14 protein-coding genes and 2 pseudogenes are annotated in these 15503 nt (G+C 72.7%); 7 read left to right on the top strand and 9 right to left on the bottom strand.

The window, feature by feature from the left end; genetic code table 11:
• Positions 1 to 176: 176 nt before the first annotated feature.
• From M5362_RS01640 to M5362_RS01615, 6 genes and pseudogenes are all read left to right on the top strand, one after another.
• Positions 177 to 755: pseudogene (locus M5362_RS01640) on the top strand (substrate-binding domain-containing protein); the annotation flags it as partial.
• Between the two features lie 93 nt (positions 756 to 848).
• Positions 849 to 1952: pseudogene (locus M5362_RS01635) on the top strand (aldose epimerase family protein).
• 336 nt (positions 1953 to 2288) lie between these two features.
• Positions 2289 to 2939: a DUF4360 domain-containing protein gene (locus tag M5362_RS01630; protein WP_260225402.1), complete on the top strand. Its 651-nt coding sequence runs from the start codon at positions 2289 to 2291 to the stop codon at positions 2937 to 2939.
• Positions 2940 to 3078: 139 nt separating this feature from the next.
• The gene (locus tag M5362_RS01625; RefSeq protein WP_260225401.1) at positions 3079 to 4755 is read left to right on the top strand and encodes an FAD-dependent oxidoreductase; all 1677 of its coding nucleotides are present in this window, start codon (positions 3079 to 3081) and stop codon (positions 4753 to 4755) included.
• Positions 4752 to 6251 (top strand): ATP-binding protein, encoded by a 1500-nt coding sequence (locus M5362_RS01620; protein ID WP_260225400.1) that lies wholly within the window; start codon positions 4752 to 4754, stop codon positions 6249 to 6251. The genes M5362_RS01625 and M5362_RS01620 overlap by 4 nt, the downstream gene beginning before the upstream one ends.
• On the top strand, positions 6248 to 6601 hold the full coding sequence (locus M5362_RS01615) for a UBP-type zinc finger domain-containing protein (RefSeq protein ID WP_260225399.1): 354 nt from the start codon (positions 6248 to 6250) through the stop codon (positions 6599 to 6601). The genes M5362_RS01620 and M5362_RS01615 overlap by 4 nt, the downstream gene beginning before the upstream one ends.
• A gap of 49 nt (positions 6602 to 6650) precedes the next feature.
• Here M5362_RS01615 and M5362_RS01610 read toward each other — a convergent pair whose 3' ends face one another.
• Positions 6651 to 7340 (bottom strand): DUF4230 domain-containing protein, encoded by a 690-nt coding sequence (locus M5362_RS01610; protein WP_260225398.1) that lies wholly within the window; start codon positions 7338 to 7340, stop codon positions 6651 to 6653.
• 188 nt (positions 7341 to 7528) lie between these two features.
• Here M5362_RS01610 and M5362_RS01605 point away from each other — a divergent pair, with 188 nt between their 5' ends.
• Entirely contained in the window at positions 7529 to 8116 is a 588-nt protein-coding gene (locus M5362_RS01605; RefSeq protein WP_260225397.1) for a VanZ family protein, read from the top strand.
• Positions 8117 to 8179: 63 nt separating this feature from the next.
• On the opposite strand, the gene M5362_RS01600 is transcribed toward M5362_RS01605, so the two are convergent.
• From M5362_RS01600 to M5362_RS01565, 8 genes are read right to left on the bottom strand one after another with little or no spacing between them, the layout of a single operon-like run.
• Positions 8180 to 9025 carry an amidohydrolase gene (locus tag M5362_RS01600; protein ID WP_260225688.1) on the bottom strand — a complete coding sequence of 282 codons (846 nt, stop codon included), beginning with the start codon at positions 9023 to 9025 and terminating at the stop codon, positions 8180 to 8182.
• Between the two features lie 5 nt (positions 9026 to 9030).
• Positions 9031 to 9342, bottom strand: a complete 312-nt coding sequence (locus M5362_RS01595; RefSeq protein WP_260225396.1) for an L-rhamnose mutarotase — start codon at positions 9340 to 9342, stop codon at positions 9031 to 9033.
• Positions 9339 to 9992, bottom strand: coding sequence for an LUD domain-containing protein (locus M5362_RS01590; RefSeq protein WP_260225395.1), 654 nt, complete (start codon positions 9990 to 9992; stop codon positions 9339 to 9341). The genes M5362_RS01595 and M5362_RS01590 overlap by 4 nt, the downstream gene beginning before the upstream one ends.
• Entirely contained in the window at positions 9989 to 11455 is a 1467-nt protein-coding gene (locus M5362_RS01585; protein ID WP_260225394.1) for a lactate utilization protein B, read from the bottom strand. The genes M5362_RS01590 and M5362_RS01585 overlap by 4 nt, the downstream gene beginning before the upstream one ends.
• Positions 11452 to 12192, bottom strand: coding sequence for a (Fe-S)-binding protein (locus M5362_RS01580; RefSeq protein ID WP_260225393.1), 741 nt, complete (start codon positions 12190 to 12192; stop codon positions 11452 to 11454). Before M5362_RS01580 ends, M5362_RS01585 begins: the two co-directional genes overlap by 4 nt.
• 2 nt (positions 12193 to 12194) lie before the next feature.
• On the bottom strand, positions 12195 to 13199 hold the full coding sequence (locus M5362_RS01575) for an aldo/keto reductase (protein ID WP_374214386.1): 1005 nt from the start codon (positions 13197 to 13199) through the stop codon (positions 12195 to 12197).
• Positions 13196 to 13951, bottom strand: a complete 756-nt coding sequence (locus M5362_RS01570) for an SDR family NAD(P)-dependent oxidoreductase (protein ID WP_260225391.1) — start codon at positions 13949 to 13951, stop codon at positions 13196 to 13198. The genes M5362_RS01575 and M5362_RS01570 overlap by 4 nt, the downstream gene beginning before the upstream one ends.
• Entirely contained in the window at positions 13948 to 15378 is a 1431-nt protein-coding gene (locus M5362_RS01565) for an enolase C-terminal domain-like protein (RefSeq protein WP_260225390.1), read from the bottom strand. The genes M5362_RS01570 and M5362_RS01565 overlap by 4 nt, the downstream gene beginning before the upstream one ends.
• Between the last annotated feature and the right edge of the window lie 125 nt (positions 15379 to 15503).

Here is a 15503-nt window from a genome sequence, read left to right as displayed (position 1 = left end):
TGGCCGGGCGGGGCACGCTGCCCCGCCCGGCCACCCGGCCACCCGGCCACCCGGCCCCCCGCGTCACCGGGAGCTACGGCTTCTCGCGCGTGTGCAGGGCCGCCACCTCCTCGCTCGTGAGCGCCCTGTCGTAGGCGTGGACCTGGTCGATCGACCCCTTCCAGAAGTCGACGTTCCGCGCCGCCGTGCGTCATCTCGTGGACCTCGGCCGCCGCCGTATCGCGTTCCTCGGCTCGCGCACCAGACGCGAGCGGCAGCCCGCCCATCTGCGGCTGCGCGGCTGGCGGGAGGAGCTGGCCTCGGCCGGGCTGGAGCCCGCCGAGACGCTGGTCGTCGCCACGGCGGGTTACGGCCGGGCCGACGGCGCGGCCGCGATGGCGGCGCTCCTGGAGAGAGGGGAGCGCCCGGACGCGGTGTTCGCGTACAACGACCTCATCGCCCTCGGCGCCATGCGCACGCTCACCGAGCGCGGCCTCCGCGTCCCCGACGATGTCGCCGTGGTCGGTTTCGACGACATCGAGGAGAGCCGTTTCGGCGCGATCAGCCTCACCACGGTCGCCCCCGACAAGCACGCCATCGCCCGCCTCGCCGTCGACCGGCTGGTCGCGCGGCTCAGCGGCCGTTCCGTCTCCGAGCCGCGCAGGATCAGTCCCGGGTACGAGCTCGTCGTCAGGGAGTCCACCGGGGGTGGCACCAGGAGTGGCACCGGCGCCGGCCCACGGCAGGGCGGTGCTCCGGCCGGGACAGGCGGCTGACGCCTCTTCCCGCCCCGGCCGGGACAGCCGGCTGACGCGTCTTCCCCCTTCGTACCGTTCCGTCCGGTCATCCGCTCGCCCCGAGGACTCGCCATGCTCCGATCCACCGTCCACCACCGGCCGTTCGGCACCGCCCCGAGCGGGGAGGACGTCGGCCTCTGGCGACTGGAATCCCCCCTCCGGCGTGTACGCCGAGATCCTCACGTACGGCGGTGTCCTGCACGCGCTCGGCGTGCCCGACACCGCCGGCGGGACAGCCGACGTGGTCCTGTCGCTCCCCTCGGTCGCCCAGTACGCCGAGAAGGGCCCCTACTTCGGTGCGCTGATCGGCCGTTACGCCAACCGCATCGCGCACGGCCGCTTCACCCTGGACGGCAGGGCGTACCGCATCCCCCTCAACGACCGGGGGCACGCGCTGCACGGCGGCCCCGGAGGCTTCGACACCAGGGTGTGGCGCGCGACTCCCCTCAGGGGTGGCGACACGGCCGCACTCCGGCTGTCGCTGCACAGCCCGGACGGAGACATGGGGTTCCCCGGCGCGCTCGACGTCACCGTCACGTACTCCCTGGACGCCGCCGGCACGCTCTCCTACGCCTGTACGGCCGTGACCGACCGCCCGACGTCGTCAGCCTCACCAACCACGCCTACTTCAACCTCGACGGGGCCGGAGACGTGCTCGGCCACACGCTTCAGGTCGAGGGGTCCGCCTATCTGCCGGTCGACGCCGACGGCATCCCGCTCGGCCCCCTGCACGAGGTCGCCGGCACGCCCTTCGATCTGGCGTCCCCGCGGCTTCTCCGGGAGTGTGTCCGGGCCGCGGACGAGCAGATCCGCCTGGCCGGCGGTTACGACCACTGCTGGGCGCTGTCCGGACGCCGGCACGGGCCGCTGCGCCGTGCCGCACGGCTGGCGGCTCCGGCGGAGTCCCGCGTGATGGAGGTATGGACCACGGCGCCTGGGGTGCAGGTCTACACCGCCAACCAGCTGGACGGATCCCTGGCCGACGGCACGGGTCGGACCCTGGAACGCCATGGCGCGGTCTGCCTGGAGACGCAGCATTTCCCCGACGCCCCGAACCGGACCGCCTACCCCAGCGCGGTGCTGCGCCCCGGCGCCACGGCACACCGCCGTACGGAGTTCCGCTTCCCGCATCTGGGCCGTACGAGGACGTCATCGGCGGACCGGCCGAGCAGCTGACCTGCGGGGCCTCCGGTCCGTGTGGGGCTGCTGTGGTGCCCACCCGCTGTTACGAGCCAAAAGACGGACCCTTCGCGGGGCCATTGTTGGCCGGGCTCCCCCCTGCCCTTCCGTGCCCGGGCTTCTAGCATTCGAGCACCCCCGCCCGCACCGGCAGGGAGACCCGACCTCACACCTGACATGTACATGATAGTTCAACCGTTGTCGGTTGGACCAGTCCCTCCGCACCGCCGGCGCCCCGCCCCCGTGGGCGCGCCGCACCCCCGCCGCGCGACCGGACGCACCCCCGTGCGTCCGTGAGCGCCCGGCAGCGAAGCACTGGATGGGAGAAACGACATGAGGATCCCCCTGCTCGTGAGCGGAGCGGTCGCCGCTCTGTTCGCCTCGGCCCTGCCCACGCAGGCGACCCCGTCGTCGATCGTCGACCCGCCCCCGGACAGGATCGTCATCGACGTCGCCACGGTGAACGGCTCCGGCTGTCCCCAGGGCACCACCGCCATCGCCGTGTCCGAGGACAACACCGCCTTCACCGTCACGTACAGCGAGTACCTGGCCCAGGTGGGCGGCGACTCCTCCCCCACGGCGGCCCGCAGAAACTGCCAGCTCAACCTGCTGGTGCACGTGCCCCAGGGCTTCACCTACGCGATCGCCAGCGCCGACTACCGCGGCTACGCGTCGCTCCAGCGCGGCGCGAGCAGCACCGAGAAGGCCTCGTACTACTTCCAGGGCTCACCGAGCACCGCGTCCCGGACCCACACCTTCCGCGGCCCGTACGAGGACAACTGGCAGGCCACCGACGACACCGAGTGGGCACAGCTCGTGTGGGCGCCGTGCGGTGTGCAGCGGAACTTCAACATCAACACCGAGCTCCGGGTGAGCGCCGGCACGTCGAACCCGGCCACCACCAGTTACATGACCATGGACTCCACCGACGGCGACATCAGCACCGTCTACCACCTCGCGTGGAAGGAATGCCCCGGCCGCTGACCCCGCGCCGCCCCGGCCGGGTCTCCCCCTCCCGGCCGGGGCCCTTCCTCGGAGCGGGCCCCGGCGATCGAACCTACGATGGACGGGAGCCGGCGAAGCCCGTCGTGCCGGCCGGCCGGAGGACGCAGGGCGGAGAGGCATGGCAGAGGCCAGCGACGCAGCGCGAACCGTCATCCTGACGGTGGACGACGACCCGGGGGTCTCCCGGGCCATCGCCCGCGACCTGCGCCGACGCTACGGCGGCGGGTACCGGATCGTGCGCGCCGAGTCCGGTGACTCCGCCCTCGACGCGCTGCGCGAGCTGAAGCTGCGCGGCGACCTGGTGGCCGTGATCCTCGCCGACTACCGCATGCCGCAGATGAACGGCATCGAGTTCCTCGAACAGGCCCTCGGCGTGTACCCCGGGGCGCGCCGCGTGCTGCTGACCGCGTACGCCGACACCAACGCGGCCATCGACGCGATCAACGTCGTCGACCTCGACCACTATCTGCTCAAGCCGTGGGACCCGCCGGAGGAGAAGCTCTACCCGGTCCTGGACGATCTCCTCACCGCCTGGCGCTCCAGCGACTACCGGCCGGTGCCCGAGACCAAGATGGTCGGGCACCGCTGGTCGGCGCACTCCTCGCGGGTACGTGAGTTCCTGGCCCGCAACCAGGTGCCGTACCGCTGGTACGCGTCCGACGAGCCCGAGGGGCAGCGGCTCCTGGAGGCGGCCGGTACCGACGGCCACCGGCTGCCCCTGGTCCTCACGCCGGACGGCACCGTGCTGATCGAGCCGGACGCGCCCGAGCTGGCCGCCCACGTGGGGCTCGCGACCACGCCGGCCGCCGAGTTCTACGACCTCGTCGTCATCGGCGGCGGTCCCGCCGGGCTCGGCGCCGCGGTGTACGGGGCGTCCGAGGGGCTGCGGACCGTGCTCGTCGAGCGGTCGGCGACCGGCGGACAGGCCGGGCAGAGCTCCCGCATCGAGAACTACCTGGGCTTCCCGGACGGCGTCTCCGGCGCGCAGCTCACCGAGCGCGCCCGCCGTCAGGCGACGCGCTTCGGTGCCGAGATCCTCACCGCGCGCGAGGTCACCGGCCTCGACGTCCACGGTCCGGCGCGCGTCGTGCGCTTCTCCGACGGCTCCACGGTCGCCGCGCACAGCGTCATCCTGGCGACCGGCGTGTCCTACCGGCAGCTCCGGGCGCCGGGCTGCGAGGAGCTGACCGGCCGCGGGGTGTACTACGGCTCGTCCCTCACCGAGGCATCCTCCTGCGAGGGCCAGGACGTGTACATCGTCGGCGGCGCGAACTCCGCCGGGCAGGCGGCCGTGTTCCTGGCCCGCGGCGCGAAGTCGGTGACGCTGCTGGTGCGCGGGGAGTCCCTGGCGGCATCGATGTCGTACTACTTGATCCAGCAGATCGAGGAGGCTCCGAACATCACCGTGCGGCCCCGGACCGTCGTGGAGGCGGCGCACGGTGAGGAGCACCTGGAGCGGCTGACCCTCCGCGACGCCGTGAGCGGCGACAGCGAGGTGGTCGACGCCCAGTGGCTGTTCGTCTTCATCGGCGCGGCCCCGCTGACCGACTGGCTCGACGGGACGGTGCTGCGCGACGAGCACGGCTTCATCCTGGCGGGACCGGACCTCACGCCGGACGGGCGGCCGCCGGGCGAGTGGGAACTGGACCGGCCGCCCTACCACTTGGAGACCAGCGTCCCCGGTGTGTTCGTGGCAGGCGACGCGCGCGCCGAGTCGGCGAAGCGCGTCGCGTCCGCCGTCGGCGAGGGAGCCATGGCCGTGATGCTCGTCCACCGCTATCTGGAGCAGTCATGAGCGCCCGGACCATGCCCTGCGACCCGCACGAGATCGGCTCGCTGTTCCTGTTCGAGAAGCTCTCCCCGGAACAGCTCGGCCGGTTGTGCGCCGAGGGCCGGATGGAGCGGTTCGATCCCGGCCCGGTGTACGTCGAGGGCGACCCCGCCACCTGCTTCTACGTGATGGTCGAGGGCACCGTCGTGCTGTCCCGCCGGGTCGGCGGCGACGACGTGGAGGTCAGCCGCACCTCGCAGCGCGGTGTGTACGCGGGGGCCATGCAGGCGTACCTCGGCGACCGGGTCCCGCAGACGTACAACAACACGATGCGGGTGACCGAGGCCACCCGGTTCTTCGTGCTGCCGGCGCAGTCGTTCGCGGACATCATGCAGGAGTGGTTCCCGATGGCGGCGCACCTGCTGGAGGGGCTCTTCTTCGGCTCCAAGAACACGCAGCGGGCCGTCGGACAACGGGAGCGTCTGCTGGCGCTCGGATCGCTGTCCGCCGGGCTCACCCATGAGCTCAACAACCCGGCGGCGGCTGCCGTACGCGCCACGGCGACACTGCGTGAGCGGGTCGGCAAGATGCGGCACAAGCTGGCGGTGATCGCCCAGGGCTCCTACTCGCGCGAGGCTCTCGCCTCGCTCATCGAGATGCAGGAACGAACCGCCGAACGTGTGGCCAAGGCACCGGTACTGACGCCGCTGGAGGCTTCCGACCGGGAGGACGAGCTGACCGACTGGCTCGACGACCACGGCATCACGGAGGGGTGGCGGATCGCCCCCACCTTCGTCCAGGCCGGTCTCGACACGGACTGGCTGGAGCAGGTCGCGGCGACCGTGGCCGACGACATCCTGCCGGGGGCGATCGGCTGGCTCAACTACACGGTGGAGACCGAGCTGTTGATGGACGAGATCGACGACTCCACCAACCGCATCTCCCATCTGGTCGACGCGGCCAGTCAGTACGCGCAGCTCGACCGCGCCCCGCACCGCGAGGTCGACGTCCACGAACTCCTCGACAGCACGCTGCTGATGCTGTCCGGGAAGATCGGTACCCGGGTACGGGTGGTCAAGGAGTACGACCGTTCCCTGCCGGCCGTGCCCGCCTATCCGGCCGAGCTCAACCAGGTGTGGACGAACCTCATCGACAACGCGGTGCACGCCATCGGCACCAACGGCGGCGAGGGCACCCTGACGGTCCGCACGGCCAGGGAGGGCGACCGGCTGCTCGTCGAGTTCCGCGACACCGGCCCCGGTGTCCCCGAGTCCATCCGCAGCCGGATCTTCGACCCCTTCTTCACCACCAAACCGGTCGGCGAAGGCACCGGGCTCGGTCTCGACATCTCCTGGCGGATCGTCGTCAGCAAGCACCACGGCAGCCTCCAGGTCGAGTCCGTCCCCGGCGACACCCGGTTCCAGGTGCTGCTGCCGCTCACCGCCCCCGAGACCGCCCCGGACACGGAGACAGAGGCCACGACCACGGCCGAGACCACGACCGCCGAGGAGTCCGCATGACCGAGATCGACGGAATCGACCCGAGCGTGCCGCCCAGCGGCACCGGCTGCGCGGACTGCGACGCGGCGGGCGGCTGGTGGTTCCACCTCCGGCGGTGCGCCCAGTGCGGCCATGTCGGCTGCTGCGACTCCTCACCGGCCCAGCACGCCACGGCCCACTGGAAGTCCACCGGGCATCCCCTGGTGCAGAGCTTCGAGCCGGGCGAGGAGTGGTACTGGAACTACGCCACCGACGGCATGTACGAGTCCGGCCCCCCGCTGTCCCCTCCCGGCGGCCACCCGGCCGACCAGCCGGCCCCCGGCCCGGCCGACCGCGTGCCGCGGGACTGGCAGAACCTGCTCCACCGCTGAGAGGAGAACCGGGTCGGCGTGCGCCACGGTCTCCTTCATGGCCTCGGGCTCAGGCGTAGGTGACGGTGACCTGTTCGAAGCCGAGGGCGCGCAGCAGCCCCTGGAGCATGGCGGTGGTGTTGCGTTCGGCCCGGATGGTGAGGTCGCTCTCCCGGGCGGCCTCGCCGATGTGCTGGGCGGCGAGCCGGTGGACGGCGCTCTCGCTCGCGGGGTTGTCGGAGAAGAGGTCGCCCAGCCGGTCGAGCAGACCTCGCTGCTTCGAGACGGCGTAGGACCGCTCGGGGTCGAGGGCGGGGTCGCCGAGCTGGGCGTGGGGCAGGCGGAGGGTGGCCGTGGTGCGTTCCTCGTCGACGGTGACGGCATCGGCGCCGAGACGGGAGAGGTCGACGTACGAGCTGACGCTGCCGTTGGCCACGTACAGGGTCCGGGTGCCTCGGATCGCGTCCGGCAGGAAGCGCGCGTCCTTCTCCAGGTCCACGACGACCTGGTAGGTGCCGAGGGCGCCTTCGTGGCGGTTCATGTCCTGGATCGACTTCAGCACGGCCGGTCCGGAGCGGTCGCGGGTCTCACTCGCGAACAGATCGCCCAGCCCCGGCAGTTGGACGAACCGCCCCAGCAGGACCACGGTCAGAGCCAGGGCGAGGAGGACGGCGGCGACGGCGGGCCACCTTCGGGCGCCACGCTCACGGCCACGCGGCGACGTCTCGCGCGAGGGTCTGGTCTCGGTGTCGTCTCGCATAGGAGTCTGCTGCCCTGCGCACGCCCGGTCATTCCGCACCGCCGCCCGGTTGCGGGCGGTTGAGGCTCGTGTGGCGCCTGAGGCCGATACCGCCCCGCCCCCGGCGTCCGTCGGCCGGCACCGGATTGCCCGGCCGGGTCCCGGGTAGCCGGATCCAGCCCAAGTAGCCCTGCGACGGAGGGACGGACATGAAGGTGTGGAGAGGCGTGCAGGGCGGGAGCAAGGTGGCGGAGGCGGAGCGCGACGTACCGGCCGCGCCATCGCGGACGAGGGAGGAACCCCGGCGGCGCGGACCGGGCCGGGTGGTCCGGGCACTGGTGGCACTGGTCGCTCTCGTGGGCATGACCGCGTTCGCGATCGTCCTGGCCCGGCTCACGCTGAACGCCTCCCCCGCGTCCGTGCCCCTCACCCACAGCAACCTGACACCGGGGAGTTCGATCCGCGCGTACCTCCAGCAGCCGGGCTTCGTGGACACGGTCAAGCAGCTCGGCGGCAACGTGGCTCTCGGCGTGCCGTTCGGCATCCTCCTGCCGCTGCTCTCCCGCAGGACCCGCGGTCCGCTGCGCGTGTGCCTGCTCGCGGTCGTGACGATGCTGCTCGTGGAACTGGTCCAGGGCGCCCTCATCACAGGACGCGCCTTCGACATCGACGACGTCCTGCTCAACACCACGGGCGCGCTTCTCGGTTACCTCCTCATCGGACGACGCCTGGGCCACGCGGTCCACCCCCGCCGCCGCCGGTGGTGGACCCGGCGGGCCGACCACCCGGCCGGTTAGGCCGTAGCGTCCGGATCAGCGCCGTGAAGCTCCCCCGGATGCGGAGCGCCGAGGCCGGTGCTGTCACTCCATGCCGTACACGCGCGTCGCCGTTCCGCCGAAGAGCGCCGACCGCTCCGGTGCGCTGAGGTCGGCGGTCAGGGCGCGGGCCGTCTCGATCACCTCGCCGTACGAGGCGGCCAGGAGGCAGACGGGCCAGTCGGAGCCGAACATCAGGCGGTCCGCCCCGAAGGCTTCGAGGGCCGTCTCCGTGTACGGACGCAGGTCGTCGGGCGTCCAGGAGTCCCAGCGGGCCTCGGTGACCAGGCCGGAGAGCTTGGCGGCCGTGTTGGGAAGGGCGGCCAGGTCATGGAGGCCCTCGGCCCAGGGCTGTTGTTCGCCGGTGGCGACGGGCGGCTTGCCCATGTGGTCCAGGACGAAGGTGAGATGGGGCAGCAGGAAGGCCGCCGAGGCCGCGGCGGGCAGCTGGTGCGGGAGGATCACCAGGTCGTAGACGAGTCCCGCCGAGGCCACGGCCTCCAGGCCGCGCAGCACGTCCGGCCGCAGGAGCCACAGCGGGTCGGCCTCGCTCTGGACCTGGTGGCGGATGCCCACCAGCCTCTCGCCGCCGGGCAGTTCACGCAGCCGGGCGAGTTCGTCGGCCACGCCCGGGGCGGTGAGGTCGGTCCACCCGACGACCCCGCCGACGAGGTCGTGGTCCGCCGCGAGCGCGAGGAGCTCGGGGGTCTCCTCGGCGACGGTGACGGTCTGCACCAGGACGGTGGCCGCCACTCCGGCCGCCCTCGCCTCCGGTTCGAGGTCGGCGAGTGCGAAGTCCCGTCGCAGGGGCGCCAGTTCATCGCCCGTGATCCAGTCCTGGTCCCGTACCGAGAGGTCCCAGACGTGGTGGTGGGCGTCCACGACGCGCATGGCGCTCACAGTTCCCACACGACGGGCAGGCCTGCGTCCGTACCCTCGGCTCTGTAGTCGTGCACGACGTCGAGCAGGTCGGCCATACGGGCCTGCCAGGCGACGTTGACCGGGAGCCGCTCCAGCGCGGCGAGCAGCGTGGCGTACTCCTCGCACTCCAGGACGTGGAAGAGGTCGGTGCCGCTGCGCCAGATCGTCCAGGACGTGGCGCCTGCCGCGCGGATGGCGTCGGTCAGCTCCTCGGGGACGGCGCGGTGGGCGTTCTCGTACGCGGTGATGCGGTCGGCGCGGACCCTGGTGTGCAGCGCGATTCTCATGACGGCTCCTCGGCGGGACGGGCGGCGACGACGATGACGTCCAGGGTGCGCGGGCCGTGGACGCCCTCGACCCGGTCGAGCTCGATGTCGCTGGTGGCGGACGGTCCGGAGATGAAGGTGAGGGGGGCGGCGGGGTCGAGTCGGGAGAGGGCTTCGGGTACGTCCCCGGCGATCTGTTCCTCGCGGACGACGCAGAGGTGGTGGTCGGGCAGCAGCGACAGTGCGCGGCGGCCCTGACCCGGCCCCGCGTCCAGGACGATCGTGCCGGTGACCGCGATCGCGACCGCCGCGGTGGTCAGCACGCTGCCGGCGGTCTCCAGGGTCTCCAGGGCCAGGGGCGGCGCGTCACCGAGGCGGGTGAAGTCCCCCTCGGGCAGCAGGCCGACGGGGAACCCCTCCGGTACGACGACGCTCTCGGCCCCCCTCTCGGCGAGGACCGCAGCTATGGTGCCCGACACCCGCTCCTCCGTCGTGTGGATCACGGAGGCCCGGTAGTCGGTGACGCGCCCGGCGAAGAGCGCCACCAGGTCCGGGCCCGCGTGGCTCCTTCGGTACGAACGGGGAACCGGAACGCCGTCGGGCGTCTCGGTCGCGGGTACGTCGGCCAGCGCGGCCGTGATCCGGGCGAGGACGGACTCCCGGGTGCTCATCTCTCGGCTCCTTCTCTCGTACGCCGCCACCAGCCCCGGAAGGACTCGCGGGGCGGCACAGGGGTGTCGCGCGTGTCCGACCAGCGGCCGAGGAGGCCCGGGAGCCGGCCGATGCGGTCTCGGCGCCGGAACAGCAGCCGTGCGGCGAACGCGCCGGCCCGCTGGGCCGCGGTCAGGCGTCCGGGTGAGCGCAGGACCGCCGCCGCGGCGCCCATGACCAGGGACTCGGCCGTCGGCACGGGCCGGTGCGCCGCCTTCGCCTCGACGGCCTTCGCGCGCAGGTGGACGAGGACGTCGGGGATGTCGATGCGGACCGGGCAGGCGTCGTAGCAGGCACCGCAGAGCGTGGAGGCGAACGGCAGGGAGTCCGCGTGCTCGACTCCGACGAGCTGCGGGGTGAGCACCGCGCCGATCGGACCGGGGTAGACCGAGCCGTAGGCGTGGCCGCCGGTCCGTTCGTACACGGGACAGACGTTGAGACACGCCGAGCAGCGGATGCAGGCCAGGGCCTGCCGCCCGACCGGGTCCTTCAGGGTGGCGGTGCGGCCGTTGTCGAGCAGGACGAGGTGGAAGGTCTGTGGCCCGTCCCCGGGTGTCACCCCCGTCCACATCGAGGTGTACGGGTTCATCCGCTCGCCCGTGGAGGAGCGGGGCAGCAGCTGGAGGAAGACTTCGAGGTCGGTGAAGGACGGCAGCACCTTCTCGATGCCCATCACGGTGATGAGCGTGTCGGGCAGGGTCAGGCACATCCGGCCGTTGCCCTCGGACTCGACGACACAGACCGTACCGGTGTCGGCGGCGGCGAAGTTGGCCCCTGAGACGGCGACCCGGGCGCGCAGGAACTTCTCCCGCAGGTGCAGCCGGGCCGCCTCGGCGAGATCGCGCGGGTCGTCGGTGAGCCCGGCGGGGGACGGACGGCCCCACTTCCCCATCTCCCGGCGGAAGATCTCCCGGATCTCGGCCCGGCCGCGGTGGATGGCGGGGACGAGGATGTGCGAGGGCCGGTCCTCACCGAGCTGCACGATGAGCTCGGCGAGGTCGGTCTCGTACGCGCGGATCCCGGCGGCGGCCAGGGCCTCGTTGAGGCCGATCTCCTGCGTGGCCATGGACTTGACCTTGAGGACCTCGCTCTCTCCGGTGGCCCGCACGAGGTCGGTCACGATGCGGTTGGCCTCGGCGGCGTCGGCGGCCCAGTGGACGTGTCCGCCCGCCTTGGTGACCGACCCCTCCAGGCGTACGAGATGGTGGTCGAGGTGGCGCAGCGTCGCCCGTTTGACGGCTTCGCCGGACTCGCGCAACTGCTCCCAGTCGTCGAGTTCGGCGGTCACCGCGAGGCGCCTGTCACGGATCGTGGTCGTGGCGCGGCGCAGGTTCGTGCGCAGCCGGGTGTCGGCGAGTGCGGCTCGGGCGGCCTCGGGGAAGGCCGGGGTGCCGAGCCATACGACGTTGTCGGCGCCGCTCATCGGGTGCCTCCGTCCGTCGAGGCGAGGATCTGCGCCAGGTGGAGGGTGCCGATGCCGGTCCGCAGCCGCGAGAGTCCGCCGCCGATGTGCATCAGGCAGGAGTTGTCGCCCGCGCACAGCACCTCGGCGCCGGTCTCCTGCACGTGCCGCATCTTGTCGGCGAGCATGGCCTGGGAGGTGTCGGCGTTCTTCAGCGCGAACGTGCCGCCGAAGCCGCAGCAGGACTCCGCCGCCGGCAGCTCGACCAGGTCGATGCCCTTGACGGCGCGCAGCAGCCGGAGCGGTCGGTCGCCGACCCGCAGCATCCGCAGCGAGTGGCAGGTGGGGTGGTACGTGACGCGGTGCGGGAAGTACGCGCCGACGTCCGTGACGCCGAGGACGTCGACGAGCAGCTCGGACAGCTCGTGGACGCGCGGGGTGACGCGCGCGACCTCGGCGGCCAGGTCCGCGTCGCCGTACTGCCGGGCGACTGTCCCGTGGTGGTGGCGGATCATCCCGGCGCAGGACCCGGAGGGGGTGACGACCGCGTCGTAACCGGCGAAGGTCTCGGCGAAGCGCCGCACCATGGGCAGGGTCTGGGGCCGGTATCCGGTGTTGAAGTGCATCTGGCCGCAGCAGGCCTGGGCCTGCGGGAAGTCGACGGTGTGGCCGAGCCGTTCGAGCAGTGCGGCGACGGCCTTCCCGGTCGCCGGGAACATCGTGTCGTTGAAGCAGGTGATGAAGAGCGCGATGCGCACGGCTACGTCTCCTCCGGCACCGGTACGTCGTCCGGCAGCAGGCCCTCGGCGCGCAGCTCCGCCCACACGTCGGCCGGGAGGGGGCGTGCGAGCTGCTCGGCGGCGTCGCGGACCTCGTGGGCGGAGCGGGTGCCGACGAGCACGCTCGCCACGGCCGGGTGTCCGAAGGGGAAGCGCAGGGCGAGGGCCCGCAGGGGGAGGCCGTGGCGCTCGGCGACGGCCTGGAGGCGCAGGGCGCGGTCCAGGATCTGCGGGGGCGCGGCGGTGTAGTCGAAGGTCGCGCCGGGCCGGGGATCCGCGAGCAGGCCGGAGTTGAACACGCCACCGATCACGACGCTCTTGCCGCGCGCCGCGGCCTCCGGGAGGAGTTCCGAGAGGGCGCTCTGGTCGAGGAGGGTGTACCGGCCCGCGCACAGCACCACGTCGACGTCCGTGTCGCGGACGAACCGGGTCAGCATCGCGGTCTGGTTCATGCCCGCGCCGATCGCGCCGATCACGCCCTGGGCGCGCAGCCGTTCCAGCTCCGGGTAGGCCTGGTGGAAGGCCTCCTCGGCGTGGTCGTCCGGGTCGTGGAGGTAGACGACGTCGATGCGGTCGTGACCGAGGCGCAGCAGGCTCTCCTGGATGCTGCGGCGCACGCCGTCGGCGGAGAAGTCCCAGACGCGGCGGTGCGTGGCGGGGACGGCGAAGCCGTTGGCGAGGTCGTCCCCGCCGGCCGTGGCCGGCCGGAGCAGTCGTCCGACCTTGGTGGAGAGGACGTACGTGTCGCGCGGGCGGGTGCGCAGGGCGGCGCCAAGGCGTTCTTCGGAGAGGCCGAGGCCGTAGTGCGGGGCGGTGTCGAAGTAGCGGATGCCGGCGTCCCAGGCGGCGTCGACGGCGCCGCCCGCCTGTGCCACGTTGACCGGGGCGTAGAGGTTGCCGATGCCGGCCGCGCCGAAGGAGAGCGCGGTGACGGCGACCTCGCTGGAGCCGAGTGGGTGGTGTCGCACGGGGGTGGTGCCTCTCATTTCTCTGCCGGGCGCAGACGGAGTCCCTGCATGCCGCCGTCGACGGCGAGCGCCGTGCCGGTGACGGACGCGGCGGCGGGGCTCGCCAGGTACACGATGGCAGCGGCGACTTCGGCGGCGGCGACAAGGCGCCCGGTGGGCTGGCGCGCGTCGAGCGCCGCCCGCTCGGCGGCCGGGTCGTCCGCGGCGTCGAGGAGCCTGCCGACCCAGGGGGTGTCGACGGTGCCCGGGTTCACGCAGTTGACGCGGATTCCCTCGCGGACGTGGTCGGCGGCCATCGCGAGGGTCAGCGAGAGCACCGCGCCCTTGCTGGCGCTGTAGAGGGCCCGCTGGGGCAGCCCGGCGGTGGCGGCGATCGAGCAGGTGTGGACGACGGCGGCGGCGCGGGAGGCGCGCAGGTGCGGAAGGGCGGCGCGGGTGGTGCGGACGATGCCGAGCAGGTTGACGTCGAGGACGCGGTGCCACTGGGCGTCGTCGTTGTCCTCGACGGTTCCGACCGCGCCGATGCCGGCGTTGTTCACCAGGATGTCGATGCCGCCGAGCCCGGCGGCCGCCGCGGCGACGGCGGAGCGTACGGAGGCGTCGTCGGTGACGTCGGCCGCGTGGCCGAGGAGGGCGGAGGGAAGGCCCTCGGGTGCGAGATCGAGCACGGCGACGGCGGCGCCGCGCGCGGCGAGCAGTTCGGCGGTCGCCAGCCCGATACCGGAGGCGCCACCGGTGACGACGGCTCGCAGGCCGGCGAGGTCACTCATGCGGGGGTCCCTTCGGGTGCGGTGCTGCCGGCGGCGGGGTTGCCTGGGCGGTCGGCTGCGCGGTCGGCTGCGCGGTCGGCAGCGGCGTCGGCGGCGCGGTCGGCGGCGGCTGCGCGGTCGGCGGTCCAGAAGGTGCCGTCGGGGTAGGCGTACTCCTCGATCGACTCCGGGTGCATCTCGGCGGAGAAGCCGGGCGTGAGCGGGGCACGGTAGTGGCCGTCGCGGATCTCCACGGGAGTGAGGAAGTGCTCGTGGAGGTGGTCGACGAACTCGACGACCCGGTTCTCGGTGGTGCCCGACAGGGCGACGTAGTCGAACATCGACAGATGCTGGACCAGTTCGCACAGGCCGACGCCGCCGGCGTGCGGGCAGACCGGCACGTCGTGGTGGGCGGCGAGCAGCAGGATCGCCAGGTTCTCGTTGACCCCGCCGACGCGGGCGGGGTCGATCTGCAGGATGTCGATGGCGCCGGCCTGCAGCAGCTGCTTGAAGACGATCCTGTTCTGTACGTGTTCGCCGGTGGCGACCTTGACCGGAGCGACCGCACCGCGCACGGTCGCGTGGCCGAGGATGTCGTCGGGGCTGGTGGGCTCCTCGATCCAGTACGGGTCGAACTCGGCCAGCGCCTTGGTCCACTCGACGGCCTCGCCGACGTTCCAGCGCTGGTTGGCGTCGATGGCGATGCGGACGGACGGGCCGACGGCCGCGCGCGCCGCGCGCATCCGGCGGATGTCGTCCGCGAGGTCGGCGCCGACCTTCAGCTTGATCTGGGTGAACCCGGCGGCGACGGCGTCCTGCGCGAGACGGGTGAGCTTGTCGTCCGAGTAGCCGAGCCAGCCGGGCGAGGTGGTGTAGGCGGGGTAGCCGTGTGTGCGGAGCGCGGCCGTACGTTCCGCGGCGCCGGTCCTGCCGCGGCGGAGCAGTCCGAGCGCGTCCTCGGGGGTGAGAGCGTCGGCGATGTACCGGAAGTCGACCTGGGAGGCGAGCCATTCGGGCTCGGCGTCCGCGAGGAACTGCCACAGCGGCTTCTCGGCGCGCTTGGCCGCCAGGTCCCAGACGGCGTTGAGGACGGCGCCGATGGCCATGTGCATCACGCCCTTCTCCGGGCCGAGCCAGCGCAGCTGGCTGTCCCCGACCAGGTCGCGGCTCAGTGAACCGGGGTCGGCGCACAGCTCGGCGACCGGGCGTCCGAGGAGGTGCGGGCGAAGCGCGTCGAGCGCGGCGACCTGGACGTCGTTGCCGCGGCCGATGGTGAAGGTGAAGCCGTGGCCTTCGAGGCCGTCGCCCGCGTCGGTGCGCAGGACGACGTAGGCGGCGGAGTAGTCGGGGTCGGGGTTCATGGCGTCGGAGCCGTCCAGCTCCCGGGAGGTGGGGAAGCGGATGTCGTACGTGTCGACGGCGACGACGCGGGCGGTGGATGCGGTCATGTGGGGCCTCTCGGTCGCGCGGGCGCGCAGGCGCGCAGGCTGGCGTGCGCTCGGGCTCGCGGGCGCTTGGGATTGCGTGCGCTGGGGCTCGCAGGCGCTCCGGCTCCCAGGCGCTGCGGCTCGTG

This window comes from Streptomyces sp. Je 1-79 (assembly GCF_025195125.1).
Lineage (GTDB): Bacteria > Actinomycetota > Actinomycetes > Streptomycetales > Streptomycetaceae > Streptomyces.
Note: the sequence above shows the minus strand (reverse complement) of the source record. Positions and strands in the feature narration are given on the sequence as shown.